Genomic DNA, 26,364 nt, shown 5'->3' with positions numbered 1-26,364 from the left:
CAACGATGAAGCGTTCGAACAAGGACCCGCGCCCCGCGCGCGGACCGGACGACGGGGATGCGCACGGCCTGCGCCGGCGCGATGTGCTCGGCTACGCCACGGCCGCTCCGCTGGCCTCGGCGGCGGCCGGCATCGCGGGGCTCGGCGCCCTCACGGCGCCCGCCTCGGCGGTCGCCGCGCTGCTGCCGATGACCCCGCCCGACACCACCGACCTGATCGACATCGGCGACGCGGTCACGCTCACGGCGCTGCCGACCATGGCGCTCGTGAAGGTGACGAACACCGGCGACGGTCGCGTGCGGCTCGCGCTGCCGCGCCTCGAAGTGGGCCAGGGCATCGCCACGGCCAGCGCCATGATGCTGGCCGACAAGCTGCGCCTGCCGCTGAGCGCGATCGAAGTCACGTCGGCCGACGCGAGCCCCGAGCTGATCTGGAACCAGCTCACGGGCGGCTCGTCGAGCGTGCGCTCGATGCACGCGGGCATGCCGCTGCTGGGTGGCCTCGGCGGCCTGCTCTCGGGCTCCACGCCTTCGGTGGTCGGCCAGCGCGTGACGCGGCTCGATGCGCTCGACATCGTCACCGGCCGCAAGAAGTTCACGCTCGACCAGGCGGTGCCCAATGCCAAGCCGACGATGGTGCGGCGCCCGCCGACCATCAACGGCAAGTTCGTCGGCATCAACAACATGAACACGGTGATGGCGATGCCGGGCGTGATCGGCGTGGTGCCGATTCCGTCGACCAACGGCATCACGCCGACGCCGCCGGGCGTGGCCGTGATGGCCGAGACCTTCGGCCAGGCCTGGGCCGCGGTGAACGCGCTCGACGTGACCTGGGCCGCGGGCCCACTCGACGGCGAATCGAACGCCACCATCATGCGCAAGCTGAAGTCGTCGCTGCTGCCCTTTGCGCTGCCGCCGCTGGGCGCGCTGACGGTCGAGGCCGAGTTCGAGTTCGCGCCGGCCGCGCACTGCCCGATGGAGGTCGAATGCGCGATTGCCGACGTGCGCGCTGATCGCGCCGAAATCTGGGCCGGGCTGCAGAGCCCCATCGTCACCCAGCAGGCGGTGGCCGCCGAACTGGGCCTGCCGCTGAACAAGGTCGTCGTGCATGCGGTGCCCTCGGGCGGTTCCTTCGGGCGGCGCCTGTTCTGGGACCCGGTGCTGCAGGCGATCCAGGTGTCGAAGGCGCTCGGACGCCCCTGCCGCCTGATGTACCACCGCACCGACGACATGCGCCACACGCGCATCCGCCCGCCGATCTACCAGAAGGCGCGCGCCACGATGCTGCTGGGCCAGGTCATCGCCTTCGAGCAGCGCATCGCCAGCGTGCGCCTGGACACGCGCCACGGCTTCGGCAACATGCTCGAAGCCGCCGCCATCGCGCTGCCCAATGCCTTCCCGCAGACGGTGGGCAACTTCGCGATCGAGCAGGTGATGTTCAAGACGATGGTGACCTCGCCGTACAACTTCGGCGTCACGACCAAGCTGCTGACGCCGGTGGCGATGGACATGAACACCTGCTCCTACCGCTCGGTGCACATCCAGCCCGCGCGGCTGGTGGAAGAGATCCTGGTCGACGAAATGGCCCGCGCCGCGCGCAAGGACCCGATCGCCTTCCGGCTCGAGTACCTGCGCCTGCCGCGCGCCCGTGCGGTGCTGAAGGCGGTGGCAGAGGCCGCGCAGTGGGGCAAGGCGATGCCGGCGGGCTTTGCGCAGGGCGTGGCCGTGCACCAGGAGTCGAAGTCGTTCACGGCCTGCATCGTCGAGATCGACGCGCGCGTGCCGGCGCAGGCCCGCGTGGTGCGCGCGACCATCGCCATCGATGTCGGCACGCCGATCAACCCCTCGGGCATCGAGGCGCAGCTGCAGGGCGGCCTGTGCGAATCGATCGCGCTGGTGCTGTCGGCGGGGCTGCACATCCAGAACGGCCTGCCGCTGGAAGGCAGCTACTCGCAGTACCACTTCTCGCGCATGAAGCACTACCCGAAGGACGTGAAGATCATCATCATGCCGGCCAACGGCGAGGCCATCGGCGGGCTTGGCGAGGTCGGCCTGTCGGCGAGCTCGGGTGCGATCGCCAACGCCTACGGGCGCGCCACCGGCATCAAGCCGCGCAGCTTCCCGCTGAACTTTCCGGTCGACTTCACGCCGATCCCGCCGGGCAAGCTGCCCACGCCCGTCAACGTTCCGATTCCCGCCTGAGGAGACCCACCATGCCTGTGCAATCTTTCAAGGTGAACGGCCAGAACGTCGACGTCGAGGCGCCCGACGACCTGGCGCTGCTGTGGGTGCTGCGTGACAAGCTCGGCATCACCGGCCCGAAGTACGGCTGCGGCATCAACGTGTGCAAGGCCTGCACCTGCCACGTCGACGGCAAGGCCGTGACGACCTGCTCGGTGCGCGTGTCCGACGTGCGCGGCCGCCAGGTGACGACCATCGAGGGCCTGGCCAACGGCAACACGCTGCACCCGGTGCAGCAGGCCTGGATGAACCTCGATGTGCCGCAGTGCGGCTTCTGCCAGCCGGGGCAGATCATGGCCGCGGTCGACCTGCTGCGCCGCACCCGCACCCCGACGGATGCCGACATCGACGCCATCGAGAACGTGTGCCGCTGCGGCACCTACGGCCGCATCCGCGAGGCGATCAAGGCCGCCGCCGCGATGATGGGATAGACGTAAAAACGGCCAGCCACCGCGCGCTGCGGTGCTGGCCGGTCGGCGCTGGCTGGTGCTTACTCGCCGAGGTAGGCGGCGCGCACGCGCGGATCGCGCAGCAGTTCCTTGGCGTCGCCGTTCATCGTGATGAGGCCCGACTCCATCACGTAGCCACGGTCGGCCAGTTGCAGTGCGCGGTTGGCGTTCTGCTCCACCAGCAGGATCGTGACGCCCTGCGAGGCCACGGTCTGCACCACCTCGAAGATCTTGTCGCACATGATCGGCGACAGGCCCATGGTGGGTTCGTCGAGCAGCAGCACCTTCGGGCGCGCCATGAGTGCGCGGCCCATGGCCAGCATCTGCTGTTCGCCGCCCGACATCGTGCCGGCCAATTGGTCCTTGCGCTCGCGCAGGCGCGGGAAGGTCACGAACACGCGCTCCATGTCGCTCGCGATCTCGGCCTTGTCGTTGCGGATGTAGGCGCCGATCTGCAGGTTCTCGGTGATCGTCATGCGCGTGAACACGCCGCGGCCCTCGGGCACCATCACGAGGCCCTCGCCCACCAGGTCCCACGCGCCGCGGCCCTTGATGCTGCGGCCCATGAACTCGATCTCGCCCGCGCCGGCCGGCAGCGTGCCGGTGATGGCCTTCATGGTGGTGGTCTTGCCGGCGCCGTTGGAGCCGATGAGCGAGACCAGCTCGCCCTCGAACACGTCGAAGTCCACGCCCTTCACGGCCTGGATGCCGCCGTAGCCGACCTTCAGGCCGCGAACCTTGAGCAGGTTCTTGCCTGCGGCCTTGGCGGCGGCCGCTGCCGTCGTGGTTGCCATCGTTGCTTCTGCGGTGCTCATCTCAATGTCCTCCGGTGCCGAGGTAGGCCTCGATCACCTTTTCGTTCTTCTGTACCTCGACCGGGTTGCCCTCGGCAATCTGCTTGCCGTAGTCGAGCACGGTGACGCGGTCGCACAGGCCCATGATGAGCTTGACGTCGTGTTCGATGATCAGGATGGTGCGGTTGTCCTTGCGGATGCGGTCGATCAGTTCGCGCAGCAGGACCTTCTCGGTCGAGTTCATGCCGGCGGCCGGTTCGTCCAGTGCGATGAGCTGGGGGTCGGTGGCCAGTGCGCGGGCAATTTCGAGGCGGCGCTGGTCGCCGTAGCTCAGCGTGCGCGCCTTGTAGTCGGCGAACTTGCCGATGCCCACGTAGTCGAGCAGCTCTTGTGCGCGCTTGGCGATGGCCGCTTCTTCGGCCTTGAAGCCCTTGGTGCGCAGCATCGCGCCGAACACGCCCGAGTGCGTGCGGATGTGGCGCCCGACCATCACGTTCTCGAGCGCCGTCATTTCGGCGAAGAGGCGGATGTTCTGGAAGGTGCGTGCAATGCCGGCCTTGGCCACTTCGTGCACGGCCGTCGGCTGGTAGGGCTTGCCGGCCAGCTCGAAGGTGCCGCTGTCGGGCGTGTACAGCCCGGTGATCACGTTGAAGAAGGTCGTCTTGCCGGCGCCGTTCGGCCCGATCAGGCCGTAGACCTGCCCGCGCTTGATGGTGATGCCCACGTCGGAGAGGGCCTGCAGCCCGCCGAAACGCTTGGAGATGCCGCGAACTTCGAGGATGGTGTCTGTCGTCATGTCTGTGTTTCCTGGGCTCACGGATTGATGGACATGGGACGCGATGCCGCACCCGGCACTTCGTCAGCGGGGCTGTCGATGCCCGGTGCGTGGGTCTGGAGCGTTCCGGGCGCCACGGCCGCATGGGTCGGATCGACAGGCACGCCGCCCTTCTTCGTCAGCGTCTTGCCGTGCTCCGGCGAAGGCCACAGGCCGCGCGGACGCATCAGCATGATGATGATCATGGCCAGCGCGATGAACAGCTGGCGCAGGATGGACGCGTCGAGGCGGCCATCGGTCAGCGCCTGCAGCGGGCCCGCCACGTAGCGCAGCACTTCGGGCAGCGCGGCCAGCAGCACGGCGCCCAGGATGACGCCGGGCAGGTGCCCGAGGCCGCCCAGCACGACCATGGCGACGATCATCACCGACTCCATCAGGCTGAAGGACTCGGGCGACACGAAGCCCTGGAAGGCCGCGAACATCGCGCCCGACACGCCGCCGAAGCTGGCGCCCATGCCGAAGGCCAGCAGCTTCATGTTGCGGGTGTTGATGCCCATCGCCTTGGCTGCGATTTCGTCTTCGCGGATGGCCATCCAGGCGCGGCCGATGCGCGAGATCTGCAGCCGGTGCGAAATGATGATGGTGGCCACCACCAGCGCCAGGAACAGGTAGTAGTACAGCGTGACCGAGGAGATCGTGAAGCCGTCGAACTTCCACGCCTTGCCGAGGTCGAGGCCCCAGAACTTGATGGAGTCGATCGCCGTGATGCCCTTCGGCCCGTTGGTGATGTTGATCGGCTGGTCGAGGTTGTTCAGGAACACCCGGATGATTTCACCGAAGCCGAGCGTGACGATTGCGAGGTAGTCGCCGCGCAGCTTCAGCGTGGGCGCCCCCAGCATCGCGCCGAGCACCCCGGCCACCACCAGGGCGAGCGGAACCACGATCAGGAGCGAGGTGTGCAGCCCGTTCGGGAACATCGCCTTGAACCACGGGAAGGTGTCCGAGAGGTGCGACGAGCCCATCAGCGCGTAGAGGTACGCGCCGACCGCAAAGAAGGCCACGTAGCCCAGGTCGAGCAGGCCGGCATAGCCGACCACGATGTTCAGGCCGAGCGCGAGCATCACGTAGAGCAATGCGATGTCGGCGATGCGCACCCAGGCATTGCCTTGGGTCTGCAACAGGATCGGCAGCGCCAGCACGGCGACCACGCCGAGGATGTAGAGCGCGAGGTTCTTGCTGTTTTTCATGGTGTGCTGCTCCTCAGGCCCGGTCCGCCACGCGCTCGCCGAGCAAGCCCGAAGGCCGCAGCGTGAGCATCACGATCAGCACGATGAAAGCGAAGATGTCGCTGTAGTTGCTGCCCAGCACGCCCCCCGTGAGGGTGCCGATGTAGCCGGAGCCGATGGCCTCGATGAGGCCCAGCAAAATGCCGCCGACCACCGCGCCGGCCAGGTTGCCGATGCCGCCGAACACGGCCGCCGTGAAGGCCTTGAGGCCGGGCAGGAAGCCCATCGCGTGTTGCGCGATGCCGTAGTTGGAGGCGTACATCACGCCGGCGATGGCCGCGAGCACGGCGCCGATGATGAAGGTGGCCGAGATGACCATGTCGGGCCGGATGCCCATGAGCGCCGCGACGCGCGGGTTCTCGGCGGTGGCGCGCATCGCGCGGCCGAGCTTGGTGTAGTTGACCAGCCACATCAGCACCACGAGCGAGAACGCCGTGACGCTGAGGATCATGACCTGCGTCGGCGAGATCACGGCGCCGCCCACGTGGATGGGGTCGGTCGGCAGCAGGTTGGGGTAGGCCTTGTTGGTCGGCTTCCAGATGATCATGGCCAGCGTCTGCAGCAGGATCGACACGCCGATGGCGGTGATGAGCGGTGCGAGCTTGGGGCTGTTGCGCAGCGGCCGGTAGGCCACTTTTTCGATCACGAAGTTGAGGCTTGCCGCGACGACGCAGGCAATGATCAACGCGACGAGAAGAATCAGCCAGCCCGGTGTGTTGGGCATGCCGTCCTTCATGAGCCCGATGATGGTCCAGCTTGTGAGCGCCCCCACCATCAGCACTTCACCGTGCGCAAAATTGATCAGATTGATGATGCCGTACACCATGGTGTAGCCCAAGGCTATCAAGGCATACATGCTGCCGAGAACCAGACCGTTGATGATCTGCTGCAGCAATATTTCCATAACGCGATTCCCTATGTGTTGCACCTTGCGGGTGCCATTCACCTACCGAGGCACCGGTTTGGCGCCTCTGGCTTGACAAGCAAAAAACCAGCCAACATGTGCCGTCGGTAGGTTTGGTGGGCGGGATTTTAGACATGCCCCGGCGCTGTTTTGGGGCGGGATGACCGGGGTTTACCCGCTCACCTCATGCTGTATGTGGGTGAGGTCATGCGCGGCGTGAGCGCATGTTGCAAGACAGTATCAATCGTCTTTTTCAGCGTTGCGGCGGCGCAGTTCGCGCAGCTTTTCTGAGATACGGATTTCGAGCCCGCGCTCGACCGGTTCGTAGAAGACCTGGCCTTCCAGGCCCTCGGGCAGGTAGCGCTCACCGGCGGCAAAACCGCCCTCCTCGTCGTGCGCGTAGCGGTACCCCTTGCCGTAGTCGAGCTCCTTCATGAGCTTCGTCGGCGCATTGCGCAGGTGCATCGGCACCGGGCGCGTGCTGTCCTTCTTTACCAGCGCGCGCACCGCGTTGTAGGCCTTGTAGACCGCGTTCGACTTGGGCGCGATGGCCAGGTAGACCACGCATTCGGCCAGTGCCAACTCGCCTTCGGGGGTACCCAGTCGCTCGTAGACCTCGGCCGCGTCGAGCGCCAGGCGCAGCGCGCGCGGGTCGGCCAGGCCGATGTCTTCGCTGGCCATGCGCACGAGGCGACGCGCCATGTAGCGCGGGTCGGCGCCGCCGTCGAGCATGCGAACGAACCAATACAGGGCGGCATCGGGGTCGCTGCCGCGCACCGATTTGTGCAGCGCGCTGATGGTGTCGTAGAACTGCTCGCCGCCCTTGTCGTAGCGGCGCATGCGCTCACCGAGCACACGCAGCAGCCACTCGTCGGTGATGTTCGTGAGCTTTTCGGCACCCGCCGCAACGGCCAGCGTCTCGAGGGTATTGAGCAGGCGGCGCGCGTCGCCGTCCGCGTAGGCGACCAGGCGGTCGATGGCCGCCTCGTCGATGGCCGGAACCGCCTGGATCGATTGCGCCCGGGTGACGATCTGCTTCAGGTCGCCTTCGTTGAGCGACTGCAGCACATACACCGCCGCCCGCGACAGCAAGGCCGAATTGACTTCGAACGACGGGTTCTCGGTGGTCGCGCCGATGAAGGTGAACAGGCCCGACTCGACGTGCGGCAGGAACGCGTCCTGCTGGCTCTTGTTGAAGCGGTGCACCTCGTCCACGAAGACGATCGTGCGCTGCTGCGTGAGCCCGTCGCGCGCCACCGTGGCCTGCTCGACCGCCTCGCGGATGTCCTTCACGCCGCCCAGCACCGCGCTGATGCTCAGGAACTGCGCATCGAACGCGTCGGCCATGAGCCGCGCGATGGTGGTCTTGCCGGTGCCCGGCGGGCCCCAGAGGATGCAGGAGTGCGGCTGGCCCGACTCGAAGGCGATGCGCAGCGACATGCCCGGACCGAGCAGGTGCTGCTGGCCGATCACGTCGCCGAGCGTCTTGGGACGCAGGCGCTCGGCGAGGGGCTGGTGGGAGCGCGTGGCCAAACCGAAACTACCGTCTGCTGGTGATTACTGCTTGAGCACGTCCGCGCCCGCAGGCGCCTTGAACTCGAAGGTGCTCGCAGGCAAGGCCGGGTTCACCTCCACCTTGCTGAACTTGAGCATCGAGCGCTGGCCGAAGCTGTCCAGGATCTCGAGGGCCGCGAGCGCGTCGCCCTGGAAGCCGACCATCACGTTCTGCAGCTGGCCGTCCTTGTTCTTCGGCGTGGCCTTGACCCACTGCAGGCCATCACGCTCCGGTGCGGCTTCCAGCGCGAAATCGGCCTGCAGGGCGCGCAGGTCGGCGGCGGAGGCAATCAGCGCCGCGGGCGTCGAGCCCAGCGCCTGCGCCTGGGTGCGCTGCGTGACCTGGTTCAGGTCGGCGTCGTAGAGCCAGAGCGTCTTGCCGTCGGCCACGATGCTCTGGGCAAAGGGCTTGCGATAGTCGAACTTGAATTTACCGGGGCGTTGGAATTCGAAGGTGCCGGTCGACGTCTTGACGCGGCCCGGCTGGCCCTCGCGCGGCGGGGCCGTCACGGTCTGGGTGAACTCGGCGCGGCCGGACTTGACGGTCTTCACGAAGGCTTCGAGGCTTTCGAGCCCGTCGGCCCAGGCACTGCCGGCCACCGTGCAGAACAGGCCGGCCAACAGCCAGAGGCGGGTTTTCTTCATGGGAGGTTCCTCGGAAAAACGTTGCTGCGATGTCCATCGACACTACCCGCAGCAGATGCCGGCATCTGTAGGCTTTGATGAAGATTTGCAGCGGCACCGGTGCGCGTTTGCAAATTGCCTCTCAGCACGTAACCGGCTTGGTGGCAGTGGTCGTCGATGGCGCGCCGGGGGCTCACTCCGCCTGGCGCGCAGGCACGAGAATTTCGCGCTGGCCGCTGCCGCTCATGGCGCTCACGAGGCCGGCCTTTTCCATGTCTTCAACGAGGCGCGCGGCGCGGTTGTAGCCGATCTTCAGGTGGCGCTGCACGAGCGAGATGCTGGCCTTGCGGTTCTTGAGCACGACCTCGACCGCCTGGTCGTACATCGGGTCTTTTTCGGCATCGCCGCCACCGCCGAGCAGATCGCCGTCACCGTCGCCATCGACCGTGCCGCCTTCGAGCACGCCCTCGATGTAGTCGGGCTCGCCCTGGCTCTTGAGGTAGGCCACCACGCGGTGCACTTCCTCGTCGCTCACGAAGGCACCGTGCACGCGGATCGGCAGGCCGCTGCCGCTGGCCATGTAGAGCATGTCGCCCATGCCCAGCAGCGCCTCGGCGCCCATCTGGTCGAGGATGGTGCGGCTGTCGATCTTGGAGCCCACCGAGAACGCGATGCGGGTCGGAATGTTGGCCTTGATGAGGCCGGTGATCACGTCGACGCTGGGCCGCTGCGTGGCCAGGATCAGGTGGATGCCGGCGGCGCGCGCCTTCTGCGCGAGGCGGGCAATGAGCTCTTCGATCTTCTTGCCGACCACCATCATCAGGTCGGCCAACTCGTCGATGATGACGACGATGTGCGGCTCGCGGCGCAGCGGTTCCGGATCGTCCGGCGTGAGGCTGAAGGGGTTGTAGATGAACTCTTCGCGCGCCTTGGCTTCGTCGATCTTGGTGTTATAGCCGGCCAGGTTGCGCACGCCGAGCTTGCTCATGAGCTTGTAGCGGCGCTCCATCTCGGCCACGCACCAGTTCAGGCCGTGCGCCGCCTGGCGCATGTCGGTGACCACGGGCGCCAGCAGGTGCGGGATGCCTTCGTAGACCGACATTTCGAGCATCTTCGGGTCGATCATGAGCAGGCGAACGTCGCGTGCCTCGGCCTTGTAGAGCAGCGAAAGAATCATCGCGTTGATACCGACCGACTTGCCCGAGCCGGTGGTACCGGCCACCAGCACGTGCGGCATCTTCGCGAGGTCGGCCACCACGGGGTTGCCGATGATGTCCTTGCCGAGGCCCATCGTGAGCATCGACTTGCCTTCGTTGTAGACCTGCGAGCCCAGGATTTCGCTGAGCTTGATCGACTGGCGCTTGGCGTTCGGCAACTCGAGCGCCATGTAGTTCTTGCCCGGGATGGTCTCGACCACGCGGATCGACACCAGCGAGAGCGAACGCGCGAGGTCTTTGGCAAGGCCCAGGATCTGCGAGCCCTTGACGCCGGTGGCGGGTTCGATCTCGTAGCGCGTGATCACGGGGCCCGGCGAGGCGAGCACCACGCGCACCTCGACGCCGAAGTCTTTGAGCTTCTTCTCGATCATGCGCGAGGTCATCTCGAGCGTGTCGGACGACACCGTTTCCTGGCGCACCAGCGCGGCGTCGAGCAGGTCGACCTGCGGCAGCTTGCTGTCGGGCAGTTCGTTGAAGAGCGGCTTCTGGCGCTCCTTGACGACGCGGTCGCTGCGGGGCACCTCGGTCATCGCGGGCTCGATCTGCACGGGCGGCGATGCGGGGCGGCGCTTGGGCGCGACTTCTTCCTCGTCGTCGTCGAAGCTCGGATCCAGAGCTTCGCCGAACGCGGTCTCCTTGCTGGGACGCGTTTTCTTGGCGCGTGGCGCGGGCGCCAGTTCTTCCTCGTCGCCGGCGCGTTCGCGCGCGGCCTGCTTGCCCATGGCGATGTCGGCCGCCATTTCGCGTTTTTCACGGCGCGACTCGAACAGCGAGTAAGCACGAGCACCGATGCGCTCGGCGATCAGGCTCCACGAAAAGCGAAAGACCAGCGCCGAGCCGATCACGCCGCCCGCAATGGCGACCAGCGCCGAGCCCGTGAAACCCAGCCAGCGCACGCTCGCCGGCCCCACGAGGAAGCCGAGGGCGCCGCCGCCCGAACCCGGCAGGTGCGATTCGAGCCGGTACAGGCGCGACCACTCGAGCACCGCGCTCGCGCACAGCAGCAGGACGAGGCCGAACCAGAAAGCAAGCCGGCTGCGATTGAAGCGACCGCGCGGGGGTTGCTCGACCGCAGGTGTGGGTTCGCCACCGCGCAGCCAGCCGGCCAGCGACGAGAGCCACGCGCGCAGACCGGCCGCGAGGCACCACCAGACGGAATAGCCGGCAAGGAAGTAGCTGCCATCGGCCAGCCAGGCGCCGATGCGGCCGCCCCAGTTCTTGACCTCACCGCCCGTGCCCGAGGTCGACCAGGCGGCATCGGACGGGGTGAAGCTCAGCATCGCCAGCAGCCAGAACAGGAGGGCTGCGAACCCGGCGATCAAGGTGATTTCGTGGGCGAAGCGCAGGGCGCGCAGGCGCACGGGTTGCCCTTCGGCAGCGGAAGAAGAAGAGGACGACGATTGAAGCGTATGAAGCGAATAGGTCATGAAAAGCACGGCGTCCGGCCCGAAAAAACGAAGGCCGGCCGCCCGAACACTACAACAAAAGGCCGTGGACGCCGAAAGCGCCGGGCCTGTGGGCTCAGGTCAGCGTCAGGAGCCGGTCCTTGATGATCACCGAGCCGTCTTCCTGGGACTGCACGAAACCACGCTCTTCCAGGTCCTTCATGACGCGGCTCACCATTTCGCGCGACGCGCCGACCATCTTGGCCAGGTCCTGGCGGGAGATCTTGTCACGGACCTTGAGGTTGCCCAGGCCGTCCTGGCTGGCGAACTCGAGCAGCGCGCGGGCCACGCGGCCGTACACGTCCATCAGTGCCAGCGACTCGATCTTGCGGTCGGCGTGGCGCAGGCGCTGCACCAGGCCGCGCATGATGTTGTAGGCCATCGAGGAGTTCTCGGGCAGGCAGCGCGCGAAGGCGTCGCGGCCCAGCATGAGCACGTCGCACTGGATTTCGGTGCGCACGGTGGCCGAATGCGGCTCGTCGTCGATCAGGCTCATCTCGCCGAGATAGTCGCCGGGATGCAGCGTCGCCAAGATCACCTCGCGACCGCGGCTGTCGGCGCTCGTGACGCGGGCGCGGCCGGTCAGGATGATGTACAGCGCATCGGATTTCTTGCCCTGCTCTACAACGACCTCGGCGCGTTTGAAGCGCTTCTTGATGATCGCATCCGCAATGCTTGCGGACTGCGAGGCCGTCAACGACGCGAACAATGGAACGCGCCGAAGCAATTCAAGGTTGGACAGCATCGACATTAATCAATCCCTGAAACAGCGCGCTGATGTGATCCTGATGCTGAGCCCATGGATTACTACAATCGCGCGCATTGAAAACACCGTGCACCCGGTGTTGAACCGGGCGGTGATACTCCCCACGTATCGCTACCACCCTGAAAATGTACACGCTGACGCAGCGTCTATCCTAGGTTTTCTACTCATGTCCGCACCCCAACACGCCAAGGTTCTCATTCTGGGCTCCGGCCCGGCCGGCTACACCGCCGCCGTCTACGCGGCACGCGCCAACCTCCAGCCTTTGCTCATCACGGGCATCGCGCAAGGCGGTCAACTCATGACCACGACCGAGGTCGACAACTGGCCCGCCGACGTGCACGGCGTGCAAGGCCCGGAGCTGATGCAGCGCTTTCTCGAGCACGCCGAGCGCTTCAAGACGCAGATCGTGTTCGACCACATCAACAAGGTCGACCTGAGCAAGCGGCCGTTCACGCTCACGGGCGACAGTGGCACCTATACGTGTGATTCGCTGATCATTGCCACGGGCGCATCGGCCAAGTACCTGGGCCTGGATTCCGAAGAAAAGTTCATGGGCCGCGGCGTCTCCGCCTGCGCGACCTGCGATGGTTTCTTCTACCGCGAGCAAGAGGTCTGCGTGATCGGCGGCGGCAACACGGCCGTCGAAGAAGCGCTGTACCTCTCCAACATTGCAAACAAGGTAACGCTCGTGCATCGCCGCGACAAGTTCCGCGCCGAGCCCATCCTGATCGACAAGGTCATGGAAAAAGTGGCCGAAGGCAAGATCGTGCTGAAGCTGCACAACCAGTTGGACGAGGTGCTCGGTGACGGCACGGGCGTGACGGGCATCCGCATCAAGAACACGCAGACCGGCGCGACCGAAGACATCGAGCTCAAGGGCTGCTTCATCGCGATCGGCCACCACCCGAACACCGACATCTTCCAGGGCCAATTGGAAATGAAGGACAACTACATCGTGACCCGCTCAGGCCTGAAGGGCTTCGCGACGATGACCAGCGTGCCCGGCGTGTTCGCCGCCGGCGACGTGCAGGACAACATCTACCGCCAGGCCATCACGAGCGCCGGCACGGGCTGCATGGCCGCCCTCGACGCGCAGCGCTTCCTCGAGGAGCACTGAGGCCTTTCCCGCGGGACGGACACCGGCCCCTCAGGGCCTGGTTTCCCGCATCTGCGGCACGGCCATCCCAGCCGGACCCGAAAGGGCTATAATCCGAGGCTTTGCCGAAATAAGGTCCAGCTCCTACCAGGAGTCGGGTTGCGGCAAATCCGGGGTACCGCCACCCGTTTCTGGCGAGGTCAAGCTGCAAAACACCCTGCAATCGCCCTGATTGCGCCGGTGCCAGCTGTTCAAGAAAGAGTGTCCACATGGCACGCGTATGCGACGTAACGGGCAAAGGCCCGATGGTCGGAAACAACGTTTCCCACGCCAACAACAAAACCAAGCGCCGGTTCCTGCCGAACCTGCAATACCGCCGTTTCTGGGTCGAGACTGAAAACCGCTGGGTTCGCCTGCGCGTTTCGAGCGCTGCACTGCGCCTGATCGACAAGAACGGTATCGATGCCGTGCTCGCAGACCTGCGTGCCCGCGGCCAAGCTTAAGGAGCTGAATCATGGCAACGAGCAAAGGCGGACGCGAAAAGATCAAGCTGGAATCCACTGCGGGTACCGGCCACTTCTACACGACGAGCAAGAACAAGAAGACGATGCCTGAAAAGATGTCGATCATGAAGTTCGACCCCAAGGCACGCAAGCACGTCGAATACAAGGAAATCAAGCTGAAGTAATTCAGCCTGCTCTCCCAAAAAACCCGCTGCTCACCCAGCGGGTTTTTTATTGCCCGTCGTTTTTGCAAACGCAGAAAAGACAGGCGCAAAAAAGCCGACCCTCAGGTCGGCTTTTTGATTGAGCCAGAGCAACAGCGCGCGAGGCGCTGGCACTCTTTTCTACGTCAGGCGCGTGCAGCGCGCAGGCGGGTCGAGAACTCGCGCAGGCCGGCGATGCCGCTGGCTTCCGCACGGTGGCACCAGGCCGCCAGATCGGCCGCCAGCTGCTCGCGCGATTGCGAGGTGTTCAGCCACAGCTGACGCAGCTCTTCGCGCATCGTGACCATCTTGTCGAGCACCGGGTGCGCGGCACGGGCCTGCACCAGATGGGTGCGAGCCGAGGCGGGCACCTTGTCGTCGTCACGGTGCAGCCAGCGCTTGGCTGCCTTGAGCACCGACAGGTCGGCGCCCTTGGCCTTCAGCACTTCGATTTCCTCGCTGGTCGCACGGCGCATTTCGCGGGCGTAACCGGCCATCACTTCGTAGCGGTTGGCAATAACGGCCTCGAGCGTCTTCTCGTTGGCCACGGGCTGGACGTCACCCATCTGCATCTTCGGCGGCACCTTCTTGACCTTGGCCCAGCCGAGCTTCTGGAACACCTGGATGTAGAGCCAGCCGATGTCGAACTCGTACTTCTTGACCGAGAACTTGGCCGAGGTCGGGTACGTGTGGTGGTTGTTGTGCAGCTCTTCGCCACCGATGATCAGGCCCCAGGGCATGATGTTGCGGCTGGCGTCGGCAGCCTCGAAGTTGCGGTAGCCCCAGTAGTGGCCGATGCCGTTGATGATGCCGGCGGCGGTGATCGGGATCCAGAGCATCTGGACTGCCCACACGGTCAGGCCGAGCCCGCCGAACAGCGCCAGGTTGATCACCAGCATCAGGCCCACGCCTTGCCAGCTGTAGCGCGTGTACAGGTTGCGCTCGATCCAGTCATCGGGCGTGCCGTGACCGTAGCGCTCCATCGTTTCCTTGTTCTTCGATTCCTTGCGGTACAGCTCGGCGCCGCGCCAGAAGACTTCGTCGATGCCCTTGACCTGCGGGCTGTGCGGGTCGTCGGCGGTTTCGCACTTTGCGTGGTGCTTGCGGTGAATGGCAACCCATTCCTTCGTCACCATGCCGGTGCCGAGCCAGAGCCAGAAACGGAAGAAGTGCGAGGGGATCGGACCGAGGTCCATCGCCTTGTGCGTCTGCGTGCGGTGCAGAAAGATCGTGACCGCTGCGATGGTGAAGTGCGTGGTGACGAGCGTGTACAGCACGACTTGCCACCAGGCAATGTCCCACAGGCCGTGTCCGAGCCATTGGATGACCGCGTTCAAAACGGCGGAGTCAGGAAGCATCATTGAGTCAGGTACTCCATGGCCACACGAAGGTGCAGCCTTCAGGTAAGTAACCCGCGATTTTAGGATGTCAGGGCCAAAACGAGGCCTTTTGTCCTTCTGTCACACCGCAGATTTACCCTAGTTTGGAGCCCCGTCCCTATTTCCGGTTCCACACGGCGGCAAAAAAGCCGTCGGTGGCGTGGCGATGAGGCCACAGCCGCAGGTAGCGGCGGCCGTCTTCTCCACCCGCGCAGAGGGCCTCGGCGCCCTCCACCTTGAGGCTTTGGAGCAATTCCGCCGCGTCCATGGGCTCGAAATCGGGGTTCGCGGCGGCAAAAGCCTCGGCGATGGCCTCGTTTTCTTCCGGCAGCACGCTGCAGGTGGCGTACACCAGCCGGCCGCCCGACTTCACGAGCCGCGCCGCACTTTGCAGGATGGCGGTCTGCTTGGCCGTCAGCTCGGCCACCGACTTGGCCGATTGCCGCCATTTGAGGTCGGGGTTTCGGCGCAGCGTGCCGAGCCCCGAACAGGGCGCGTCGACCAGCACGCGGTCGATCTTGCCGGCCAGGCGCTTGACCCGGTCGTCGCGCTCGTGGGCGATCGCTGCCGGGTGCACGTTCGACAACTTGCTGCGCGCCAGCCGCGGCTTGAGCGCGTCCAGGCGATGGGCCGAGGTGTCGAAGGCGTAGAGCCGGCCGGTGTTGCGCATGGTCGCGCCGATGGCCAGGGTCTTGCCGCCGGCGCCGGCGCAGAAATCGACCACCATTTCGCCGCGCTTGGCGTCCAGCAGCAGCGCCAGCAGCTGCGAGCCTTCGTCCTGCACCTCGATGGCGCCGCGGACGAACGCGTCGAGCTTGGTCAGCGCGGGCTTGCCCTCGATGCGCAAACCCCAGGGCGAGAACGGCGTTACTACCGATTTGATAGCAGCCTTCGCAAGCTCCGCCTTCACTTCGGCCCGTTTGTCCGTGAATGCATTGACGCGCAGGTCGAGCGGTGCCGGCTGCTGCAGGCTCTCGACCATCGGCCAGAAGCCGTCGCCCAGCTGCGCCTTGAGCGGCGCGACCAGCCATTCGGGCAGGTTGTGGCGATGGCGTTCGAGCAGGTCGTCGGGTGTGACGGCGTCGCAGTTGTCGAGCCAGCGCTTCTCGGTGTCGTTGAGCGCGCTCTTCAGAAAGTCGCGCGGGCCGTGAAAGCCCAGGATCGCCATGCGGCGCTCCTTCGACCCGCTGCCCGAGGGCGACAGGTGATCGAACAGCAGCTTCTTGCGAAGCACGGTGTAGACGGTCTCGGCGAGCGTCGCGCGCTCGCGCGGGCCGAACTCGCGGTGGTCGCGGAAAAAGCGCGAAACGACCTGGTCGGCCGGGTGATCGAATTTCAGGACAAGGCCGACCAGATCGGCGGTGGCCTCCAACAGGGCTTTGGGATGCATAGCCCCGATTGTCTCAGCCGGCCGGCCTCGCGGCCGAAACGCCTCAGGCGCCGCGCACCCAGACGGTTCCGAAGGCCTGCCGCTCGATGTCTTCCAGCGTGGGCGAATGCCCGGCCCAGAGCACCAGCGCCGCCCCCGGCAGGGTCAGCGTCTGCTCGAGCTCGCGGCACAGGTGCCAACGGTCCTCGTCGCCGAGCCCCGGCACGTCGACGAACACGATGTACGCCCGCCGCCATGCGAATTCGCGCAGGTTCTTGCGCACCACCCACAGCCGCGACACGGGCAGGCAGCGCACGATGTCCGCGCGCAGCTCGCCCAGCTCGTGGTCGTTCAGGTCGTGGCGCGAAATCTGGCTGAAGAACGGCGTGTCGGTGATCTCTTCCCAGGCGCGCGCCTCGGCCTCCTCCGCCTCCTTGAGCCGCGCGCGCCACAGCTTGAGCCCCTGCTCGTCGTGCGGCCCCGCTTCGGGATCTTCGAGCGAGGCGACGGCGTTCTTGGCCGCCCACCAGCGGCTGGCCACGCCCGACTGGTGCAGCCGCTCGAGCACCGCCAGGCGCTCGGCGCGCTCGCGCACGGGCAGCATCTGGGCCAGCCCGCGCAGGGCGCCCGGGTGGTCCGGCGCGATCCGCAAGGCGCTCTCGTAGCGCGCGCGCACCGGCGCCGCCGGGTCGAGCCGGCGCTCGGCGTCGGCCCACTCGACCATCTCGTCGGGCGTGTTGCGCTCGCCGCGGGCCGCCAGTACGGCGATGCGCTCGCGGATGCGCGAGCGGTGCGCGTGGTGCTGCTTCCAGTCGGCTGCGTGGGCGCGGCGCCAGGCGTTGTCGAAATGCGAGATCCACTTGTGCTTGTCGGCCAGCATGTCGAGCGCGGGCCGTTGCGACCAGGCCGGCAGCGCCGCCTTCTGGTTCAGTGCTTCCAGCCGGTCGCGCAGCACCGGGTGGGTGTCGTCCAGGTCGCTGACGCGGCGCATGGCCTCGCGCAGTGCCTGGCGTGCGAACTCCTCGCTCGGCGGCGTGCGGGCGCGCTGCCGCAAAGCGGCGAACGGGCCAGGCGGCAGCGGCTCGCGCTCGGCGCGCGCCCAGTGCCAGGGCCAGAACTCGCTGGCGTACCAGTTGCCCTTGATGGCTACTTCGGTGAGCGCGGCCGCGGCCACCTCGGTGCCGAGCAGCCGGCCCGAGATGCGGTCGGCCTCGTACTCGTCCTGGCGGGCCAGCGCGAAGGTCTTGGCGGCAAAGCGCGGAAAGTACCAGCGGAAGAAGGCCTGCGAGACCAGCGCCATCACGCCCTCGTCGCGCTGCAGGCTGGCATCGAGCCGCAGCCACGACAGCCGGGTGCGGTAGATCCAGGCGCTGAGGCGGCCGTGGTTGCCGCGCAGGTGCCCGTATTCGTGGGCCAGCACCGACAGCAGGCGCTGCCGGTCCAGCATCATCAGCAGCGGCAGGCCGATGCTCAGCGAGTTGAGCGCGCCGCCGAACAGGCCGAAGCGCGGCACCTGGCTGATGCTGGCGTTGAAGTTGTCGTCCAGGTAGACGCGGTGCACCGGCGGTCCCTTGATCCGCTCGCGGATGCGGTCCAGCGCCTCGAACAATCCGGGTGCGTCCGCGCGCGTGAGCAGCTCGCCGTCGGGCTCGTCGAAGTGCACCCAGAGCGCGCGCAGGGTCGCCCAGAACAGGCCCAGCGCAAACACGAGCAGCCAGCCGCGGGTGAAGTTGAAGCGCCCCTCGGCCACCGACACGACCACCCAGGCCACAATGCCCACCGCCAGGCCGAGGCAGGCCAGCACCCAGAGATAGCCGAGCGCGGCAAACGCCGCGACGCCACGCCGGTAGCGCGCGCTGTCGTCCGCACTTGCGTGCTCGCTCAGGCGAACCAGGTGAACAAAATCCGCACGGTCCATCCGACTCCCGTCAAATACACATCCGACAGTTGTTATTCGAAGAAAGAAGTGCCCCGTTGAACGACGAAGACCTCCCTCCCCTGATCGAAACGCCCCCCGGTCGCTACCGCCACTACAAGGGCGGCGAGTACGACGTGATCGGCACCGTCCGCCACAGCGAAACGCTGGAGCCGATGACGCTGTACCGCGCCCTCTACGGTGCCCGCGGCCTGTGGGTCCGGCCCGCCGCGATGTTTGAAGAAACCATCGAGATCGAGGGCCGGCCGCAACGCCGGTTCACCCCGATCGACGCTCAGCCGCAGTGAACGTCCTTGACGCGGCCGCGCGCGTCCACGCTGAGGTTGAGCCGACCGGCGTTGAGTTCCATCGTCACTGCCTGGTTGGGCTTGAGCACCCGCACCGTGCCGGCGCCGGCACGTGCGCGCGCGGCGGCTTCGAGCTGAGGCGTCACCTGCTGGGCCACGGCAAAGCGGGCGCCTTCGGCGTTGCACTGAAAGACGGGCTCGGCCGGCGCGGCAGGTGCAGCGGCAGCAGCGCTGCCCGGTGCCGGCGCGGGGGCCGGGGCGGCGCAGGCGGCCAGCAGGGCCACGGTGGCCATCGTCAACAGTAGCGATTGGGTTTTCAAAGTTCTGTGCTCCCGAAAACCCGCGAATATAAACAACTTTAAGCTTTGTGACTCAATGTATCCAAAAGCCATCCAGCGATGGCGCGCGGATACAGCAGGTGCTCCTGGGACAGCACCCGGCCGGCCAGCGTGGCGGCCGTGTCGTCGGGCAGCACCGGCACCACGGCCTGCGCCAGGATCGGCCCGTGGTCGAGCTCGGCCGTGACCTGGTGCACCGTCACCCCGGCCACCTTGCAGCCCGCGTCGATGGCGCGCTGGTGCGTGTGCAGCCCCGGAAACGCCGGCAGCAGCGAGGGGTGGATGTTCACCAGCCGCCCCGCGTAGCGCGCCACGAAGCCCGGCGTCAGGATGCGCATGAAGCCCGCCAGCACGACCAGCGCGGGCGCGTGGGCGTCGACCGCCTCGGCCAGCGCGGCGTCGAAGGCCTCGCGGCTGTCGAAGGCCTGGTGCGGCACCACGGCAGTCGCGATGCCGTGCGACCTGGCCAGCGCCAGCCCGCCGGCCTCCGCCTTGTTGCTGATGACGGCGGCAATGCGCGCGCCGAAGCGCTCGGCCCAGCGGTCGCGCTCGGCGGCACGCACGATGGCCGCCATGTTCGAGCCGCCGCCGGAGATCAGGATCACGATGTTCTTCATGGGAGGCCGGGATTATCCGTGCCCCGCCAACACCCCGATCAGCCTCCCGTCCACCCACGCGCCGGCGGGCTTGTCGCGACGCGGACACCGGATCGCAGCACGACCGTGCTAAAACTCGCAATTCCGGAGACACCCCGCGTCTGCGGTGGACCGATCAACACAGCGAGGCACGCATGGATTTGAGCTTCACACCCGAAGAACAGAAGTTCCGCGAAGAAGTTCGCGCATGGGTCAAGGACAACCTCCCCCAGGAGATTTCGCACAAGGTGCACAACGCGCTCGAACTGACGCGCGACGATCTGCAAGGCTGGGCCAAGATCCTCGGCAAGAAGGGCTGGCTGGGCTACGGCTGGCCCAAGGAATTCGGCGGCCCCGGCTGGACCGCCGTGCAGCGCCACCTGTTCGAGGAAGAAACCGCACTGGCCGGCGCGCCGCGCATCATCCCGTTCGGCCCCGTCATGGTGGCCCCGGTGATCATGGCCTTCGGCAACGCCGAGCAGCAAAAGCGCTTCCTGCCCGGCATCGCCAGCGGTGAAGTCTGGTGGAGCCAGGGCTACAGCGAACCCGGCTCGGGTTCCGACCTGGCCTCGGTCAAGACCAAGGCCGAGCGCAAGGGCGACAAGTACATCGTCAACGGCCAGAAGACCTGGACCACGCTCGGCCAGCACGGCGACTGGATGTTCAATCTCGTGCGCACCAGCAACGAAGGCAAGCCCCAGACCGGCATCAGCTTCCTGCTGCTGGACATGAAGTCGCCCGGCGTCACCGTGCGCCCGATCAAGCTGATCGACGGCGGCGTCGAGGTGAACGAGGTGTTCTTCGACAACGTCGAAGTGCCCGCCGAGAACCTGATCGGCGAAGAGAACAAGGGCTGGACCTACGCCAAGCACCTGCTCTCGCACGAGCGCACCAACATCGCCGACGTGAACCGCGCCAAGCGCGAACTCGAGCGCCTGAAGCGCATTGCCAAGAGCGAAGGCGTGTACGACGACCTGCGCTTCCGCGACGAGATCGCCAAGCTCGAAGTCGACATCGTCGCCCTCGAGATGATGGTGCTGCGCGTGCTGTCGGCCGCCACCTCGGGCAAGAACTCGCTGGACGTGGCCGGCCTGCTCAAGATCCGCGGCAGCGAGATCCAGCAGCGCTACGCCGAGCTGATGATGCTGGCCGGCGGCCCCTATTCGCTGCCGCTGATCCGCGAAGCCATGGAAGCCGGCTGGCAGGGCAACTTCCCCGGCGGCAACCCGGCGCTGGCACCGCTGGCATCGACCTTCTTCAACATGCGCAAGACCACGATCTACGGCGGCTCGAACGAAGTGCAGCGCAACATCGTGGCGCAAACCGTCCTGGGCTGAGGAGACACCAACATGGATTTCAATTTTTCGGAAGACCAGGACCAGCTGCGCGACGCCGTTCGCAAGTGGGTCGACAAGGGTTATGACTTCGAGCGCCGCCGCGGCATCGAGGCCAAGGGCGGCTTCTCGCGCGAGGCGTGGGACGAACTGGCCGAGCTCGGCCTGGGCGGCCTGTACATCAGCGAAGACGACGGCGGCCTGGGCATGGGCCCGGTGGCCGGCATGGTCGTGATGGAAGAACTGGGCCGCGGCATCGTGCTGGAGCCCTTCGCGCAGACGCTGATCGCCGGCGCCGTGCTCGGCGGCTACGCCGACGCGGCCACCAAGGAAAACTGGCTGCCGCGCATCGCCGGCGGCCAGGCCCTCGTGGTGCTGGCCTACCAGGAACGCAAGGCACGCTACCGCCTCGACGTGTGCGACGCCACCGCCGTCAAGTCGGGCAACGGCTATTCGCTGACCGGCGCCAAGAGCGTGGTGCCCGTGGGCGACGAAGCCGACGCCTTCCTCGTGCCCGCCAAGGTCGACGGCAAGATCGCCCTCTTCCTGGTTGAACGCAGCGCCAGCGGCGTCGAAGCCCGCGGCTACGGCACGCAGGACGGCGGCCGTGCGGCCGAGGTCGTGTTCGACAAGGCCGACGCCACGCTGGTCACGGCCGACGGCCTGGCCGCGCTCGAATACGCAGTGGATGTCGGCATTGCCGCCACCTGCGCCGAAGCGGTCGGCGTGCTCGACAAGACGCTCGACGTCACGATCGACTACATGAACCAGCGCAAGCAGTTCGGCGTGGTCATCTCCAGCTTCCAGGCGCTGCGCCACCGCATCGCCGACATGAAGATGCAGCTGGAGCTGGCACGTTCGATGAGCTACTACGCCACGCTCAAGCTCAACGCCCCGGCCGACGAACGCCGCCAGGCGCTGGCCCGCGCCAAGTACCAGCTGGGCACGTCGATGCGCTACGTGGCCGCGAACTCGGTGCAGCTGCACGGCGGCATCGGGGTGACCGACGAGTACATCGGCAGCCACTACTTCCGCAAGCTCACGCAGCTCGAACTCACCTTCGGCGACACGCTGCACCACCTGGGTGAAGTGTCGGCACGCATGCAGGACACGGCCGGCGTCTTCGCCTGACGGCTGTTTGTCGATAGCATCCAACGCCCGCCCGCCTTGCGCCGGCGGGCGTTTTCACTTGCGGGGCCCGCTCCCCCTGCCAGGAGAGAGACAGACATGCCTTCCCGCCGCACCCTGCTTGCCTCGGCCCTTGCCGGAACCGCCGCCGTCACCTTGCTGACCGCCTGCGCGACCTCCACACCCTCTTCCACCGAGCGCCCGCCCATCGTCTTCATGCACGGCAACGGCGACTCGGCGGCGCTGTGGCAGACCACGGTCTGGCGCTTCGAATCGAACGGCTGGCCGCGCGAGCGGCTGTTTGCCGTCGACCAGCCGAATCCCCTGGCCCGCGACGACGACGCCGTGGCCCAGCCGGGGCGCAGCTCCACCACCGAGTCGGCCGCGTTCCTGCGCGCCGAGGTCGAGAAGGTGCTGAAGGCCACGGGCGCGCCCAAGGTGGTGCTGATCGGGAATTCGCGCGGCGGCAACACCATCCGCAACTACGTGCAGAACGGCGGCGGCGCGGCCGTGGTGAGCCATGTGGTGCTCGGCGGCAACCCGGCGCACGGCATCTGGAAGGTGAAGGGCCTGCGCGAGAACAACGAGTTCTCGGGGCTCTCGGCCTTCATGCAGCAGCTCAATGCGCCCAAGGGCCTGAACGGCGACGAGGTCACGCCCGGCGTGCAGTGGCTCACGCTGCGCTCGGACAGCAACGACAAGTACGCCCAGCCCGACGGCCTGTGGATCGGCGCGCCGGGCCAGCCGACGAACATCGGCTTCGACGGGCCGGCACTCAAGGGCGCCACCAACCTCGTGCTGCCGCGCGTGGACCACCGCGAGACCTCGTTCTCGCCCGCTGCCTTCGCAGCGACCTGGCGCTTCCTGACCGGCCAGGCGCCCGCCAGCACGGCGGTGGCACCGGAATCGAAGGTCGTGCTCGACGGCCGCGCGATCGGCGCGGACAACCTCGCGCTGGCCGGCGCACGCGTCACGGTCTTTGCGGTCGACCCGGCCTCGGGCGCGCGGCGCGGCGAGGCGGCGCACCAGCAGACGGTCGGCGCCGACGGCCGCTGGGGGCCGTTCAGCGCGCAGCCGGCGGCGCGCTACGAGTTCGTGCTCGACGTGCCCGGCCAGGGCACCACGCACCTCTACCGCAGCCCGTTCGTGCGCAGCAGCGGCGTCGTCAACCTGCGGCCCGAGCGCCTGGCGCCGGCCGAAAGCGGTGCGGGTGCGGTGGTCGTCTTCACGCGTCCGCGCGGCTACTTCGATGCGCAGCGCGACACGATGCAATTCGACGGCCAGAGCCCGCCCGCCGGCGTGCCAGCCCAGGGCGCGGGACAGTCGACCTCGCGGCTGCGCATCGCGGCCGGCGCGCCGCAGCGCACGGTCAGCGCCGAGTTCAACGGCGAGCGCCTCACCGGCCAGAGCTGGCCCGCCGCGCAAGGGCACACGACGGTGCTCGAGCTGACGTACTGAACCGCCATGAACGACACGTCCCCCTTTGTTGTGACGGCGCGTGACGCGCGCGGCGTGGTCACGCTCACGCTGAACCGCCCCGCCGCCTTCAACGCGCTCTCCGAAGGCATGCTGGGTGCGCTCGAAGAGGCGCTCGGTTCCGTCGCCGCCGATGACACGGTGCGCGCCGTCGTCATCGCTGCCGCAGGCAAGGCCTTCTGCGCGGGCCACGACCTGAAGGAAATGCGCGCCGAACCGTCGCTCGGCTACTACCAGCAGCTGTTCGACCGGTGCGGCGCGATGATGCTGTCGATCCAGCGGCTGCCCGTGCCGGTGATCGCGCGCGTGCATGGCATTGCGACTGCGGCCGGCTGCCAGCTGGTCGCTGTGTGCGACCTGGCCGTGGCCGCCAGTGACGCGCGCTTTGCCGTCAGCGGCGTCAATGTGGGGCTGTTCTGCGCCACGCCCGGCGTCACGCTGTCGCGCAACCTGGGGCGCAAGGAAGCTTTCGAGATGCTGGTGACGGGCGAATTCATCAGCGCCGAGGAAGCGCGCGAGAAAGGTCTCGTCAACCGGGTCGCACCGCCCGAAGGGCTCGATGCCACGGTCGAGAAGCTGGTGGCCAGCATCGTCGCCAAGCCCCGCACGGCACTCGCGCTGGGCAAGGCGCTGTTCTACCGCCAGCTCGAGACCGGCATCGAGGCCGCACTGGCTGATGCCAGCCAGACCATGGCCTGCAACATGATGGACGAGAGCGCGCTGGAAGGCGTGCAGGCCTTCATCGAGAAGCGACCGCCGGCCTGGAAGGGCTGAAAACAAAAAAGAGGCCGAAGCCTCTTTTTGTTTTCAGATGTCGTGCAACCGGGACGACTGCGGCAGGTGCGCCATCAAAAACTCCATCTGGTCCGCCAGGATGCGGCGGTTGCGCAGGATGAAGTCTTCCCACAGGCTCGGCACATACGGCGCATACAGCAGCGGCATGTTCGCCTGCTCGGGCGTGCGGCTGCTCTTGCGGTGGTTGCAGGGCTTGCAGGCCGTGACCACGTTCATCCACGTGTCGATGCCGCGCTGCGCGAACGGAATGATGTGCTCGCGCGTGAGTTCGTCTTCGTGGAAATGGCCGCCGCAGTAGGCGCAGACGTTGCGGTCGCGCGAGAACAGCTTGCTGTTGGTGAGGCCCGGGCGCTGCGCGAAGGGGTTGATGCGCGGCACACCCTTGGTGCCGATGATGCTGTTGATCGCGATCTGCGACTGCTCGCCCGTGACCGCGTTGTGGCCGCCACGGAACACGGCCACCTGCGCGCCCACTTCCCAGCGGACTTCGTCCGCTGCGTAGTGGATCACCGCCTGTTCCAGCGATATCCATGACTGGGGCAGCCCTTGGGCCGACAGCTTCAAGACCTTCACACACGCCTCCTCGAACGAGAAAACCACGCAGAGACCAGAGACTCGGGGTGCATCGGTGACTCACGTCAACCCACGCACTGCGTCACAATATACCGGCTTTGTGACAAATCGGCCTGATTTGCCCATTCGACGGGCATCAGGCGCTATCAAAAAGATACTCTCCCATGCAGGTTTTCCGCGGCTTCCGACACCCGGGCGTAGCTCCGGCCTGCGCCCTCACGATCGGCAACTTCGACGGCGTCCACCGCGGCCACCAGGCCATGCTGGCGCTGTTGCAGACCGAGGCCCGCCATCGCGGGCTGCCCAGCTGCGTGCTGACCTTCGAGCCGCACCCGCGCGACTATTTCGCCGCCGTCACCAAGAAACCCGACCTGGCCCCGGCCCGCATCGGCACGCTGCGCGACAAGCTGACCGAGCTGGCGTCCTGCGGCGTCGACCAGACCATCGTGCTGCCCTTCGACGGCCGGCTGGCGTCCCAGTCGCCCGAGGCCTTCATCCAGAACGTGCTGATCGACGGCCTGGGCGCGCGCTACGTGCTGGTGGGCGACGACTTCCGCTTCGGCGCCAAGCGCGCCGGCGACTACGCCATGCTCGATGCCGCCGGCGAGGCCCACGGTTTCGACGTCGCCCGCATGAACAGCTATGAGGTGCACGGCCTGCGGGTGTCCAGTTCGGCCGTGCGCGAGGCGCTGGCCGAAGGCCGCATGGCCGACGCCCACACCCTGCTGGGTCGCCCGTACACGATCTCCGGCCACGTGGTCCATGGCCGCAAGCTGGGCCGGGCGCTGGGCGCTTCGTCGCCGGGCAAGGACGACGGTTTTCGCACCCTCAACCTGCGCTTCAAGCACTGGAAACCGGCCGCCAGCGGCATCTTCGCGGTGCTGGTGCATGGCCTGGCCGACCAGCCGCTGCCCGGTGTGGCCAACCTCGGCGTTCGCCCCTCGCTGGACGCCAACGACGTCAACGCCGGACGCGTGCTGCTCGAGACGCATTGCCTGGAGTGGCCCTCGCATCTGGGGGCCGAAGGGGCCTACGGTAAAATCGTGCGCGTGGAACTCCTGCACAAACTGCACGACGAATTGCGCTACACCAGCCTCGAAGCCCTCACTGCGGGCATCGCGAAGGATGGCCGCGACGCACGCGCGTTCTTCGCATCGACCCACGCCGAGACCCACCGCCAGACCACGCGCGACCGAATTTAGCCCTGCACGCCCCGTGCTGCCGCCCTTCGACAAGCTCAGGGCGAACGGCTATATCT

The 26,364-nt window shown here is 66.9% G+C and carries 25 protein-coding genes; 11 read left to right on the top strand and 14 right to left on the bottom strand.

What is annotated here, in order from left to right:
* Nucleotides 1-5: 5 nt before the first annotated feature.
* Both IG196_RS05405 and IG196_RS05400 read left to right on the top strand, forming a co-directional pair.
* Nucleotides 6-2,201, top strand: a complete 2,196-nt coding sequence (locus IG196_RS05405; protein WP_192195315.1) for a xanthine dehydrogenase family protein molybdopterin-binding subunit — start codon at nucleotides 6-8, stop codon at nucleotides 2,199-2,201.
* An 11-nt stretch (nucleotides 2,202-2,212) separates the two neighbouring features.
* Nucleotides 2,213-2,671, top strand: a complete 459-nt coding sequence (locus IG196_RS05400) for a (2Fe-2S)-binding protein (protein ID WP_056572291.1) — start codon at nucleotides 2,213-2,215, stop codon at nucleotides 2,669-2,671.
* A 59-nt stretch (nucleotides 2,672-2,730) separates the two neighbouring features.
* On the opposite strand, the gene IG196_RS05395 is transcribed toward IG196_RS05400, so the two are convergent.
* From IG196_RS05395 to IG196_RS05360, 8 genes are all read right to left on the bottom strand, one after another.
* Nucleotides 2,731-3,504 (bottom strand): ABC transporter ATP-binding protein, encoded by a 774-nt coding sequence (locus IG196_RS05395; protein WP_225616932.1) that lies wholly within the window; start codon nucleotides 3,502-3,504, stop codon nucleotides 2,731-2,733.
* A gap of 1 nt (nucleotide 3,505) precedes the next feature.
* Nucleotides 3,506-4,279, bottom strand: coding sequence for an ABC transporter ATP-binding protein (locus IG196_RS05390; protein ID WP_101493176.1), 774 nt, complete (start codon nucleotides 4,277-4,279; stop codon nucleotides 3,506-3,508).
* Nucleotides 4,280-4,296: 17 nt separating this feature from the next.
* Complete coding sequence (locus IG196_RS05385; RefSeq protein ID WP_192195314.1) at nucleotides 4,297-5,505, bottom strand: branched-chain amino acid ABC transporter permease; 1,209 nt, start codon at nucleotides 5,503-5,505, stop codon at nucleotides 4,297-4,299.
* A 13-nt stretch (nucleotides 5,506-5,518) separates the two neighbouring features.
* Nucleotides 5,519-6,448, bottom strand: coding sequence for a branched-chain amino acid ABC transporter permease (locus IG196_RS05380; protein WP_056572297.1), 930 nt, complete (start codon nucleotides 6,446-6,448; stop codon nucleotides 5,519-5,521).
* Nucleotides 6,449-6,688: 240 nt separating this feature from the next.
* Nucleotides 6,689-7,981 (bottom strand): replication-associated recombination protein A, encoded by a 1,293-nt coding sequence (locus IG196_RS05375; RefSeq protein WP_192195313.1) that lies wholly within the window; start codon nucleotides 7,979-7,981, stop codon nucleotides 6,689-6,691.
* A gap of 24 nt (nucleotides 7,982-8,005) precedes the next feature.
* Entirely contained in the window at nucleotides 8,006-8,647 is a 642-nt protein-coding gene (lolA, locus tag IG196_RS05370) for an outer membrane lipoprotein chaperone LolA (RefSeq protein ID WP_192195312.1), read from the bottom strand.
* A 172-nt stretch (nucleotides 8,648-8,819) separates the two neighbouring features.
* Entirely contained in the window at nucleotides 8,820-11,270 is a 2,451-nt protein-coding gene (locus IG196_RS05365; protein ID WP_192195311.1) for a DNA translocase FtsK, read from the bottom strand.
* Nucleotides 11,271-11,364: 94 nt separating this feature from the next.
* Nucleotides 11,365-12,039: a Crp/Fnr family transcriptional regulator gene (locus tag IG196_RS05360; protein WP_056572305.1), complete on the bottom strand. Its 675-nt coding sequence runs from the start codon at nucleotides 12,037-12,039 to the stop codon at nucleotides 11,365-11,367.
* A 181-nt stretch (nucleotides 12,040-12,220) separates the two neighbouring features.
* On the opposite strand from IG196_RS05360, the gene trxB reads away from it, so the two are divergent.
* The 3 genes from trxB (at nucleotide 12,221) to rpmG (ending at nucleotide 13,838) form a co-directional block, all read left to right on the top strand.
* Nucleotides 12,221-13,171 (top strand): thioredoxin-disulfide reductase, encoded by a 951-nt coding sequence (gene trxB, locus IG196_RS05355; protein WP_192195310.1) that lies wholly within the window; start codon nucleotides 12,221-12,223, stop codon nucleotides 13,169-13,171.
* A gap of 248 nt (nucleotides 13,172-13,419) precedes the next feature.
* A complete protein-coding gene (rpmB, locus tag IG196_RS05350) occupies nucleotides 13,420-13,653 on the top strand; it encodes a 50S ribosomal protein L28 (RefSeq protein ID WP_007830293.1) in 234 nt (77 codons plus the stop codon).
* An 11-nt stretch (nucleotides 13,654-13,664) separates the two neighbouring features.
* Nucleotides 13,665-13,838, top strand: a complete 174-nt coding sequence (rpmG, locus tag IG196_RS05345; RefSeq protein ID WP_007830291.1) for a 50S ribosomal protein L33 — start codon at nucleotides 13,665-13,667, stop codon at nucleotides 13,836-13,838.
* A gap of 164 nt (nucleotides 13,839-14,002) precedes the next feature.
* On the opposite strand, the gene IG196_RS05340 is transcribed toward rpmG, so the two are convergent.
* The 3 genes from IG196_RS05340 to IG196_RS05330 form a co-directional block, all read right to left on the bottom strand.
* Complete coding sequence (locus IG196_RS05340; protein ID WP_192195309.1) at nucleotides 14,003-15,217, bottom strand: fatty acid desaturase; 1,215 nt, start codon at nucleotides 15,215-15,217, stop codon at nucleotides 14,003-14,005.
* A 136-nt stretch (nucleotides 15,218-15,353) separates the two neighbouring features.
* Nucleotides 15,354-16,625 (bottom strand): RsmB/NOP family class I SAM-dependent RNA methyltransferase, encoded by a 1,272-nt coding sequence (locus tag IG196_RS05335; RefSeq protein ID WP_101493169.1) that lies wholly within the window; start codon nucleotides 16,623-16,625, stop codon nucleotides 15,354-15,356.
* A 43-nt stretch (nucleotides 16,626-16,668) separates the two neighbouring features.
* The gene (locus IG196_RS05330; protein WP_101493168.1) at nucleotides 16,669-18,522 is read right to left on the bottom strand and encodes a M48 family metallopeptidase; all 1,854 of its coding nucleotides are present in this window, start codon (nucleotides 18,520-18,522) and stop codon (nucleotides 16,669-16,671) included.
* Between the two features lie 56 nt (nucleotides 18,523-18,578).
* Between IG196_RS05330 and IG196_RS05325 the strand changes: the two genes are divergently transcribed.
* Nucleotides 18,579-18,827, top strand: a complete 249-nt coding sequence (locus tag IG196_RS05325; RefSeq protein WP_101493167.1) for a DUF1653 domain-containing protein — start codon at nucleotides 18,579-18,581, stop codon at nucleotides 18,825-18,827.
* Here IG196_RS05325 and IG196_RS05320 read toward each other — a convergent pair.
* Nucleotides 18,815-19,147, bottom strand: coding sequence for an I78 family peptidase inhibitor (locus IG196_RS05320; RefSeq protein WP_101493166.1), 333 nt, complete (start codon nucleotides 19,145-19,147; stop codon nucleotides 18,815-18,817). The genes IG196_RS05325 and IG196_RS05320 overlap by 13 nt on opposite strands.
* Nucleotides 19,148-19,185: 38 nt before the next feature.
* Nucleotides 19,186-19,782, bottom strand: coding sequence for a phosphoribosylglycinamide formyltransferase (purN, locus tag IG196_RS05315; protein WP_192195308.1), 597 nt, complete (start codon nucleotides 19,780-19,782; stop codon nucleotides 19,186-19,188).
* Between the two features lie 173 nt (nucleotides 19,783-19,955).
* Here purN and IG196_RS05310 point away from each other — a divergent pair, with 173 nt between their 5' ends.
* From IG196_RS05310 to IG196_RS05295, 4 genes are all read left to right on the top strand, one after another.
* Nucleotides 19,956-21,137, top strand: a complete 1,182-nt coding sequence (locus IG196_RS05310; RefSeq protein WP_062482930.1) for an acyl-CoA dehydrogenase family protein — start codon at nucleotides 19,956-19,958, stop codon at nucleotides 21,135-21,137.
* 12 nt (nucleotides 21,138-21,149) lie between these two features.
* Nucleotides 21,150-22,265, top strand: coding sequence for an acyl-CoA dehydrogenase family protein (locus IG196_RS05305; RefSeq protein ID WP_192195307.1), 1,116 nt, complete (start codon nucleotides 21,150-21,152; stop codon nucleotides 22,263-22,265).
* A 96-nt stretch (nucleotides 22,266-22,361) separates the two neighbouring features.
* A complete protein-coding gene (locus IG196_RS05300) occupies nucleotides 22,362-23,720 on the top strand; it encodes an alpha/beta fold hydrolase (RefSeq protein WP_192195306.1) in 1,359 nt (452 codons plus the stop codon).
* A gap of 6 nt (nucleotides 23,721-23,726) precedes the next feature.
* Nucleotides 23,727-24,512: an enoyl-CoA hydratase gene (locus IG196_RS05295; protein WP_192195305.1), complete on the top strand. Its 786-nt coding sequence runs from the start codon at nucleotides 23,727-23,729 to the stop codon at nucleotides 24,510-24,512.
* Between the two features lie 33 nt (nucleotides 24,513-24,545).
* Here the strand turns inward: IG196_RS05295 and IG196_RS05290 are convergent, their stop codons facing one another.
* Nucleotides 24,546-25,106, bottom strand: coding sequence for an HNH endonuclease (locus IG196_RS05290; protein ID WP_099795431.1), 561 nt, complete (start codon nucleotides 25,104-25,106; stop codon nucleotides 24,546-24,548).
* 164 nt (nucleotides 25,107-25,270) lie between these two features.
* Here IG196_RS05290 and IG196_RS05285 point away from each other — a divergent pair, with 164 nt between their 5' ends.
* Nucleotides 25,271-26,308: a bifunctional riboflavin kinase/FAD synthetase gene (locus IG196_RS05285; protein WP_101493161.1), complete on the top strand. Its 1,038-nt coding sequence runs from the start codon at nucleotides 25,271-25,273 to the stop codon at nucleotides 26,306-26,308.
* The last annotated feature ends 56 nt before the right edge of the window (nucleotides 26,309-26,364 follow it).

The organism is Variovorax sp. 38R (genome assembly GCF_014843395.1).
GTDB classification, from domain to species: Bacteria; Pseudomonadota; Gammaproteobacteria; order Burkholderiales; family Burkholderiaceae_C; genus Variovorax; species Variovorax paradoxus_H.
This window is presented reverse-complemented; position numbering and strand designations above follow the sequence as displayed.